Here is an 8,062-nt window from a genome sequence, read left to right as displayed (position 1 = left end):
GCCGGACCACGATGCGGTCCCCGTCGGGCTGCTCCACCGGGAAGGCCCCGGGGGCCGCCCGTCCCGCCTGGGCCGCCGTCGCGCTCAACAGCACGGCGACCACCGCCGCAGCGACGGCGGCGAGCACACCCAGCAGTGCGGTCGACAGAGCTCCACGAGCGGACGTCGGCCGGTGGGGGTCGCGATCCAGGGTCTCGGGCATGGGCACTCACCTCGTCCGGTGCCGCACGCGCGGCCGAGGTGAATGTCTCGGAGGGGCCGGGCCGCGCGGTGCTGGCGGCGGGAGGGTTACCCCAAATGAGGGGCCGGCACGAGGTGCTCAGTAGGACTTCGGCAGCCCCAGGCTGTGCATCGCGACGAAGTTGAGGATCATCTCGCGGCTCACCGGCGCGATCCGGCCCGCGCGGGTGGCGACGAGCAGCCCGGCCATGCCGTACTCCTGGCTGATCCCGTTGCCGCCATGGGTCTGCACGGCCCGGTCCACGGCGTCGCAGGCGGCCTCGGCTGCGGCGTACTTCGCCATGTTGGCGGCCTCCCCGGCCCCCATGTCGTCGCCGGCGTCGTACAGCGCGGCGGCCTTCTGGTTCATGAGTCGGGCCAGCTCGATCTCGATGTGCGACTGCGCGAGCGGGTGGGCGATCGCCTGGTGGGCGCCGATCGGGCCCTGGAAGACGGTGCGCTCCTTGGCGTACGCCGCCGCCTTGCCGAGCGCGAACCGCGCGAGCCCGGTGGAGAAGGAGGCCGCCATGATCCGCTCGGGGTTGAGGCCGGCGAAGAGCTGGACGAGGCCGCCGTCCTCGTCACCGACGAGCGCATCGGCGGGGAGCCGGACGTCGTCGATGAACACCTGGAACTGCTTCTCCGGCGAGACGATCTCCATCGGGATCGGGTGTGCCTCGAAGCCGGTGGCGTCCGTCGGGACGACGAACAGGCAGGGCTTGAGCTTGCCCGTGCGGGCGTCCTCGGTGCGGGCGACCACGAGCACGTTGTCCGCCTCGTCGATGCCGGAGATCCAGATCTTGCGGCCGTTGAGCACCCACTCGTCGCCGTCACGGCGAGCGGTGGTGGTGATGTTGTGGGTGTTGGTCCCGGCGTCGGGCTCGGTGATGGCGAAGGCCATGGTGCCGGTGCCGTCGGCGATGCCGGGCAGCCAGCGCTGCTTCTGCACCTCCGTGCCGTAGCGGGTGATGATGGTGCCGCAGATCGCCGGGCTCACGACCATGAGCAGCAGCGGGCAGCCCTGCGCGGCGAGCTCCTCGCAGACCGCGGCGATGTCGCCGATGCCGCCGCCCCCGCCGCCGTACTCCTCGGGGATGTTGATCCCGAGGTAGCCCGCGCGGCCGATCTCGAGCCACAGCTCGGTGGTCTTCTCGCCCTTGCGCGCCTTGTCGGTGAACCAGTCGCGGCCGTACTTGCCGGCCAGCTTGGCGACCTGGACGCGCAGCTCGCGGCGCTCGTCGGACTCGGTGAACGTGCTCATGCGTCTTCTCCTTCTGCGACGGCTTCCACGACGGCGAGGACCTCGCCGGCGGCGACCTGTTGGCCGGTGGTGACGTTGACGGTGACGGTCCCCGCGGAGGGGGCGGTGACCGAGTGCTGCATCTTCATGGCCTCGAGGACCAGGACGACGTCGCCCGCCGCGACGTCATCGCCGTCGGTGACGGCGACCTTGACGACGGTGCCGGGCATCGGGGCGAGCAGGCTGCCGCTGGCGACGGCGTCGGCGGGGTCGGTGAAGCGCGGGACCGGAGCCAGCCGCACGTGTCCCAGGGCCGAGTCGACGTCGACCACCCCCCCGGTGATCGCGACGGCGAACGTCGTGGCCAGTCCGTCCATCTCGAGCATCACCGCGTCGGGGCCGGCCGCGAGCACGCTGGCCCCGTCGACGGCGTACCCGTCCCGGGTGCCGAACCACTCCACGACCAGCGGCTCCTCGCGCCCCGCCACCGCGAACAGCGTGCGCTGCGGCTGCGAGACGACGTTGCGCCAGGCGACCGGTATCCCCTGCTGCACCGTGCGTGCGCGCCGGTCGCCCTCGGCGAGGGCGACCGCTGCGGCGATCGAGGACCACCGCTGCTGGCCGGTGCGGTCGAACTGGCCGTGGGTGCCCTCGGCCAGCAGCGCGGTCGAGACCTCCCCGGCGAGGAAGGCCGGGTCGGCGAGCACGTCGACGAGCTGGTCGCGGTTGGTGGTGACGCCGTGGATGCGCGCCCGCCGCAGGGCCGTGGCGAGCATCCGGGCCGCCTCGGCGCGGGTCGGCGCCCACGCGACGACCTTGGCGAGCATCGCGTCGTAGTGCGTCGACACCTCGTCGCCCGCCTCGAACCCGGCGTCCACCCGTACGCCGCGACCGGGCTGCTCGAAGGTCCAGGTGCCGGGCACCTCGAAGGCCGTCAGCCGGCCGGACTGCGGCTGGTAGTCGGCCGCCGGGTCCTCGGCGTAGATCCGCGCCTCGATCGCGTGGCCCCGGGGCTCGTCGGTGCGCTCGTCCAGGGCCGCGCCCTCGGCCACCCGGAGCTGGAGCTCCACGAGGTCGACGCCGAAGACCGCCTCGGTCACCGGGTGCTCGACCTGGAGCCGGGTGTTCATCTCGAGGAAGAAGAACCGCTCGGTGGCGGGGTCGTAGAGGAACTCGACCGTGCCGGCGCCGACGTAGCCGATAGCCTCCGCCGCTGTCCGGGCCGCCTCGTGCAGCTCCGCGGCGACCTCGGCGGCGAGGTCCGGGGCGGGGGCCTCCTCGACGACCTTCTGGTGGCGGCGCTGCAGCGAGCAGTCGCGCTCGCCGAGCACGACGACGCGGCCGAACCGGTCGCCGACCACCTGCACCTCCACGTGGCGGGAGCGCTCGACGTACGGCTCGACGAAGACCGTGCCGTCGCCGAAGGCGCTGCTCGCCTCCGCCTGCGCGGTCGCGATCTCCCGCTCGAGCGCCGACAGCTCGCGTACGACGCGCATGCCGCGTCCGCCACCACCGGCGGACGCCTTGACCAGCAGCGGGAGGTCGGCCTCGGTGGGCCGCTCGGGCGCCTCCAGCGTCGGGACACCGGCGGCCCTCATGAGCCGCTTGGCCTCGACCTTGGAACCCATCGCCTCCATCGACTTCGGCGTCGGGCCGACCCAGGTGAGCCCGGCGGCCTCGACGGCTCGGGCGAAGTCGGCGTTCTCCGACAGGAAGCCGTAGCCGGGGTGGATCGCGTCGGCGCCGGTGCGCCGGGCCGCCTCGATCACCAGGTCGGCGCGCAGGTAGGTGTCGGTGGGTGCGTTGCCCGGAAGGCGTACGGCGATGTCGGCCTCGGCGACGAAGGGCATCCCCGCGTCGGCGTCGGAGTGGACCGCGACGGTCTCGATGCCGAGCCGTCGGCAGGTGGCGATGACGCGACGGGCGATCTCGCCGCGGTTGGCGACCAGGAGTCGCGTGATCGCGGTCATGTGCGGAACACCCCGAACCGGTCGGTGCCGATGACTGGTCTGTTCGCGATCACCGACAGGCAGATGCCCAGCACGGTGCGGGTGTCGCGCGGGTCGATGACGCCGTCGTCGTACAACATCCCGGACAGCGCGTAGGGCAGGCTCTGCTCCTCGATCATCTGCTCCACCATGGCCCGCATGCCGGCATCGCCCTCCTCGTCGTAGTCGCGTCCCTTGGCCTCGGCGGCGGCGCGCGCGACGATGCTCAGCACGCCCGCGAGCTGCGCCGGACCCATCACCGCGGACTTCGCGTTCGGCCAGGTGAAGAGGAAGCGCGGGTCGAAGGCGCGACCGTTCATGCCGTAGTTGCCGGCGCCGTACGACGCCCCCATCAGGACGCTGATGTGCGGCACGGTGCTGTTGCTGACGGCGTTGATCATCTGGGCGCCGTGCTTGATGATCCCGCCCTGCTCGTAGTCCTTGCCGACCATGTATCCGGTGGTGTTGTGCAGGAAGAGCAGCGGGGTGTCGACCTGGTTGGCGAGCTGGATGAACTGCGTCGCCTTCTGCGCCTCCTCCGAGAACAGCACGCCCTGCGCGTTGGCCAGGATGCCGACCGGGTGGCCGTGGATCCTCGCCCAGCCGGTGACCAGGCTCGCACCGTAGAGCGGCTTGAACTCGTCGAAGACCGCCCCGTTGCTCACGCTGCGACCGTCGCAGATCCGCGCGATCACCTCGCGCGGGTCGAACGGCTCCTTGAGGTCGGTGGGGACGAGGTCCAGCAGGCCGTCGGCGTCGGTCTCGGGCTCGGCGTAGGTGAGGTGGGAATCCCCGCTGAAGCGGGGATCTTGGCGCATGTTGGCCGATGCATCGGCCAAGAACCGTCGGGATCGGCCAGCAAGTTCGGCCTTGCGCCAGTTGAGCCGGGCCACGATCCGCCGGCCGATCCGGATGGCGTCGTGCTCGTCCTCGGCGAGGTAGTCGGCGAGGCCGGAGGTCCGGGCGTGCATCTCGGCACCGCCGAGGGACTCGTCGTCCGACTCCTCGCCGGTGGCCATCTTGACCAGGGGCGGGCCCCCGAGGAAGACCTTGGCCTGCTCGCGCACCATCACGGTGTAGTCGGACATCCCGGGGACGTAGGCCCCGCCCGCGGTCGAGTTGCCGAAGACCAGTGCGACGGTCGGGACCTTGGCCGCCGACGAGCGGGTGATGTCGCGGAAGAGCTTGCCGCCGGGGATGAAGATCTCCTTCTGCGTCGGCAGGTCGGCCCCGCCGGACTCGACGAGCGCGACGGTCGGCAGCCGGTTCTCCTCGGCGATCTGCGAGGCGCGGAAGATCTTCTTGACCGTCCAGGGGTTGCTCGCGCCACCCTTCACGGTCGGGTCGTTGGCGGTGATCATGCACTCGACGCCCTCGATGACCCCGATGCCGGTGACGACGGAGGCGCCGACGGTGAAGTCCGACCCCCAGCCGGCCAGCGGGGACAGCTCGAGGAAGGCGCTGCCCGGGTCCACGAGGAGCTCGATGCGCTCGCGGGCCAGCAGCTTGCCCCGGGCGTGGTGGCGCTCGACGTAACGCTCCCCGCCACCGGCGACGGCGACGGCGTGCTGGGCGTCGAGATCGGCGAGCTTCTCCAGCATGGCCTCGCGATTCGCGCTCATGCCTCCACCACCGCCTTCATCCGCTCCAGCGTCGTGCGCATCCCGCGCACGTTGGTGCCCGAGCGCAACGGGCCGAGGACCAGCCAGTAGAGCCGCACGGGCAGCGTCGACTGCAGGCGGAAGTACTCCGTCACGTCGGTCCCGCCGTCGCGCGGCGCCAGCCGGTAGCCCCAGTTGTTGATCGTCATCGCGTCGGTGCCGACCGCGAACTCGAAGACCTCCTCGGGCAGGCACTGCGTGACCTGGCACGGCGACCAGTACGTCGGGCCGACGCCGTTGCGCCTCACGTGGCCGGCGAACTGCGCCCCCACCTCGGGGCCGGTGGAGCCGCGGGTCCACTTCGCCTCGAAGGTCTCGGGGCTGAACTCCCCGATCCGGGTCACGTCGCTCACCAGGTCCCAGACCGTCGCCGGCGCGGCGTCCATCCACACCGTGACCTCGTCGCCGAGGGGACGGAACGGGCCCCTCACGAGGCGTACCCCAGCAGTCGGGCCGCAAGATCCGTGAGCACGTCGGTCGCTCCTCCTCCGATGGGCAGGATCCGGGCATCGCGGTAGTGCCGCTCCACCTCGGTCCCGTGCATGTATCCGGTGCCGCCGTGCAGCTGCACCGCTTCGTGGCAGACGTACGTCGCGCAGTCGACCGCCGTCTGCTTGGCCAGCGCGGCCTCGGCGATGACGGTCTCCCCGGCGAGGTGCCGGTCGACCACGTGGTGGGTGTAGGCGCGAGCCACCTCGACCTGCCGGTGCATCTCGACCAGTCGGTGCTGCACGACCTGGTTGGCGATCAGCGGCTTTCCGAAGGTGGTCCGCTCCCTGCAGTACGCCGCCGTCAGCTCGAGGCTGCGGGCGGCGATGCCGTAGGCGTGCACCGCGAGCGCGATCCGCTCGACGACGAACTGCTCGGCGATCTGGTAGAAGCCCGAGTCGAGCTCGCCGACCACGTTCGACAGCGGGACGCGCACGTCGACGTACGACAGCTCGGCGGTGTCGCTGCAGTGCCAGCCCATCTTGGTCAGCGCACGGTCGACGGTGAAGCCGGGCGTGCCCTTGTCGACGACGACCAGCGAGATCCCCGTGTGGCCGGGGCCCCCGGTGCGGACCGCCGTCGTCACGAAGTCGGCGCGCACGCCGCTGGTGATGAAGGTCTTGGCGCCGTTGATGACGAGCTCGTCGCCGTCGACCACGCCGCGCGTCACGATGCCGGCGACGTCGGACCCGCCGCCCGGCTCGGTGACCGCCAGCGCGCCGATGAGCTCACCGGCCAGCGTGGGCCGGACGTAGCGGTCGACGAGGTCGGGGTCGCGGGAGGCGGAGATGTGCGGCAGCGCGATTCCGGCGGTGAAGAGCGCGGCCATCAGCCCGCTCGACGCGCCGGCGGCGAACATCGCCTCCTGCAGGGCCACGCTGTCGGCGAGGTCGCCGCCCGAGCCGCCGACCTCCTCGGGGAAGGCGACGCCGATCARCCCGAGCGCGCCGGCGGTGGCGTGCAGCTCCCGCGGCACCTCGCCGGCGTCCTCCCACTCCTGGAGGTGGGGCGCCACCTCGCGGCGCACGAACTCGGTCGCCGTCGCCCGCAGGGCGTCTCTCTCAGCACTCACAGCAGTCCGTCCTCGATCGACACGTGGCGCGATCGCACCCACTCGCCCAGGCCCTTGGCCTGCGGGTCGAACCGCGTGGACGCGGCCACCCCGTCGCCGAGCAGGCCGTGGATCACGACATTGACGCCGCCCAGGTTGGGCAGCAGGTAGCAGTCGACCTCGAGGTCGGCGGCCTCCGGGACGAGCTCGCGGATCCGTCGCGGGGTGATCAGCTTGCTCAGCCACTGGACGCGCGCCTCGCGGAGCTCGGAGCCGTCGTGGGCCACCCAGAGCCCCAGGTTGGCGTCGCCGCCCTTGTCGCCCGAGCGGGCGTGCACGAAGGTGCCGAGCGGCATCCGGCGGGTGAGGACGTCGGAGGTCGCGGGGTACGGCGAGGGGCGGATGCCGAGCTGCGGCTCGTGCGCGCGGGTGGCCACGGGCGGGTCGGGGACCGTCTCCCTCGTGCCGTCGGCATGCACGACCGTGTGGACGACCCGGTCGCGGTCGACGTACCGGGCGCGGTAGACGCCGTACGGCGTGGGCGGCGACGGCGGTGCGGTGAGGGTGAAGCCGGGGTACGACGCGAGCGCGAGCTCGACGGCGGCGGCGGTGAACTGCCGCCCGACCGGCTCGGCGTCGGCGTCCTTGACCGTGCAGCGGAGCAGCGAGGAGGCGCCCTGCTCGGTGTCGGCGTCGGCGGCGGGCAGGACGACCTCGGACCACGCGGTCTCGCGGGGCGGGCGGGCGGCGAGCGCGGAGGTCAGCTGGTCGCGCACCCAGGCGGCCTTGGCCTCGACGTCGAGGCCGGTGAGGACGAGCTCGACTGAGTTGCGGAAGCCCCCGAGCTCGTTGACGCAGACCTTGAGCTGCGGCGGCGGCGCCTCGCCGCGGACGCCGGAGATCGCCACCCGGTCCGGTCCCTGCTGGTCGAGGCGGATCGAGTCGAGGTGTGTCGTGACGTCGGGGCCGAGGTAGCGGGTGGACTGGATCTCGTAGACCAGCTGGGCGGTCACGGTGTCGACGGTGACGGCGCCGCCCGTGCCGTCGTGCTTGGTGATCACGCTCGAGCCGTCCGCGGCGATCTCGGCGAGGGGGAAGCCGAGCGGGCGGTCGCGACCGGGGAGGTCGAGGAAGCCGCTGAAGTTGCCGCCCGTCGCCTGGGTCCCGCACTCGAGGACGTGTCCGGCGACGACGGCGCCGGCCACCTCGTCGTACTGCTCGGGGGTCCAGCCGTGGTGCGCGACCGCGGGCCCGACGACCAGCGAGGCGTCGGTGACCCGGCCGGTGACGACCACGTCGGCGCCGGCGCGCAGGGCGGCGGCGATGCCGAGTCCGCCGAGGTAGGCGTTGGCGGTGAGGGCGCCGTCCCATAGGCCGAGGGGGCGCAGGTCGTCGCCCTCGACGTGGGCGATCG

At 72.4% G+C, this 8,062-nt stretch carries 7 protein-coding genes; all 7 read right to left on the bottom strand.

The window, feature by feature from the left end; translation table 11 throughout:
- Positions 1-202 (bottom strand): hypothetical protein (locus AC1DQF_RS20600; RefSeq protein ID WP_477527097.1); only part of this gene is annotated, 202 nt, incomplete at its 3' end.
- A gap of 117 nt (positions 203-319) precedes the next feature.
- Entirely contained in the window at positions 320-1,480 is a 1,161-nt protein-coding gene (locus AC1DQF_RS20595; protein ID WP_477527096.1) for an acyl-CoA dehydrogenase family protein, read from the bottom strand.
- The gene (locus AC1DQF_RS20590; RefSeq protein WP_477527095.1) at positions 1,477-3,429 is read right to left on the bottom strand and encodes an acetyl/propionyl/methylcrotonyl-CoA carboxylase subunit alpha; all 1,953 of its coding nucleotides are present in this window, start codon (positions 3,427-3,429) and stop codon (positions 1,477-1,479) included. Before AC1DQF_RS20590 ends, AC1DQF_RS20595 begins: the two co-directional genes overlap by 4 nt.
- Positions 3,426-5,069: an acyl-CoA carboxylase subunit beta gene (locus AC1DQF_RS20585; RefSeq protein WP_477527094.1), complete on the bottom strand. Its 1,644-nt coding sequence runs from the start codon at positions 5,067-5,069 to the stop codon at positions 3,426-3,428. The genes AC1DQF_RS20590 and AC1DQF_RS20585 overlap by 4 nt, the downstream gene beginning before the upstream one ends.
- Complete coding sequence (locus AC1DQF_RS20580) at positions 5,066-5,539, bottom strand: SRPBCC family protein (RefSeq protein WP_477527093.1); 474 nt, start codon at positions 5,537-5,539, stop codon at positions 5,066-5,068. Before AC1DQF_RS20580 ends, AC1DQF_RS20585 begins: the two co-directional genes overlap by 4 nt.
- The gene (locus AC1DQF_RS20575) at positions 5,536-6,669 is read right to left on the bottom strand and encodes an acyl-CoA dehydrogenase family protein (RefSeq protein WP_477527092.1); all 1,134 of its coding nucleotides are present in this window, start codon (positions 6,667-6,669) and stop codon (positions 5,536-5,538) included. The genes AC1DQF_RS20580 and AC1DQF_RS20575 overlap by 4 nt, the downstream gene beginning before the upstream one ends.
- Positions 6,666-8,062 (bottom strand): acyclic terpene utilization AtuA family protein (locus tag AC1DQF_RS20570; protein ID WP_477527091.1); only part of this gene is annotated, 1,397 nt, incomplete at its 5' end. The genes AC1DQF_RS20575 and AC1DQF_RS20570, both read right to left, overlap by 4 nt.

This window comes from Nocardioides sp. P4_G4 (genome assembly GCF_056401085.1).
The sequence above is the reverse complement of the archived record's forward strand: the minus strand, read 5'-3'. Positions and strand labels throughout refer to the sequence as shown.

Bases quoted from the DNA above. Each gene is read 5' to 3' on its own strand.
- AC1DQF_RS20595 (WP_477527096.1), bottom strand. From the start codon at position 1,480: ATGAGCACGTTCACCGAGTCCGACGAGCGCCGCGAGCTGCGCGTCCAG.
- AC1DQF_RS20590 (WP_477527095.1), bottom strand. From the start codon at position 3,429: ATGACCGCGATCACGCGACTCCTGGTCGCCAACCGCGGCGAGATCGCC.
- AC1DQF_RS20585 (WP_477527094.1), bottom strand. From the start codon at position 5,069: ATGAGCGCGAATCGCGAGGCCATGCTGGAGAAGCTCGCCGATCTCGAC.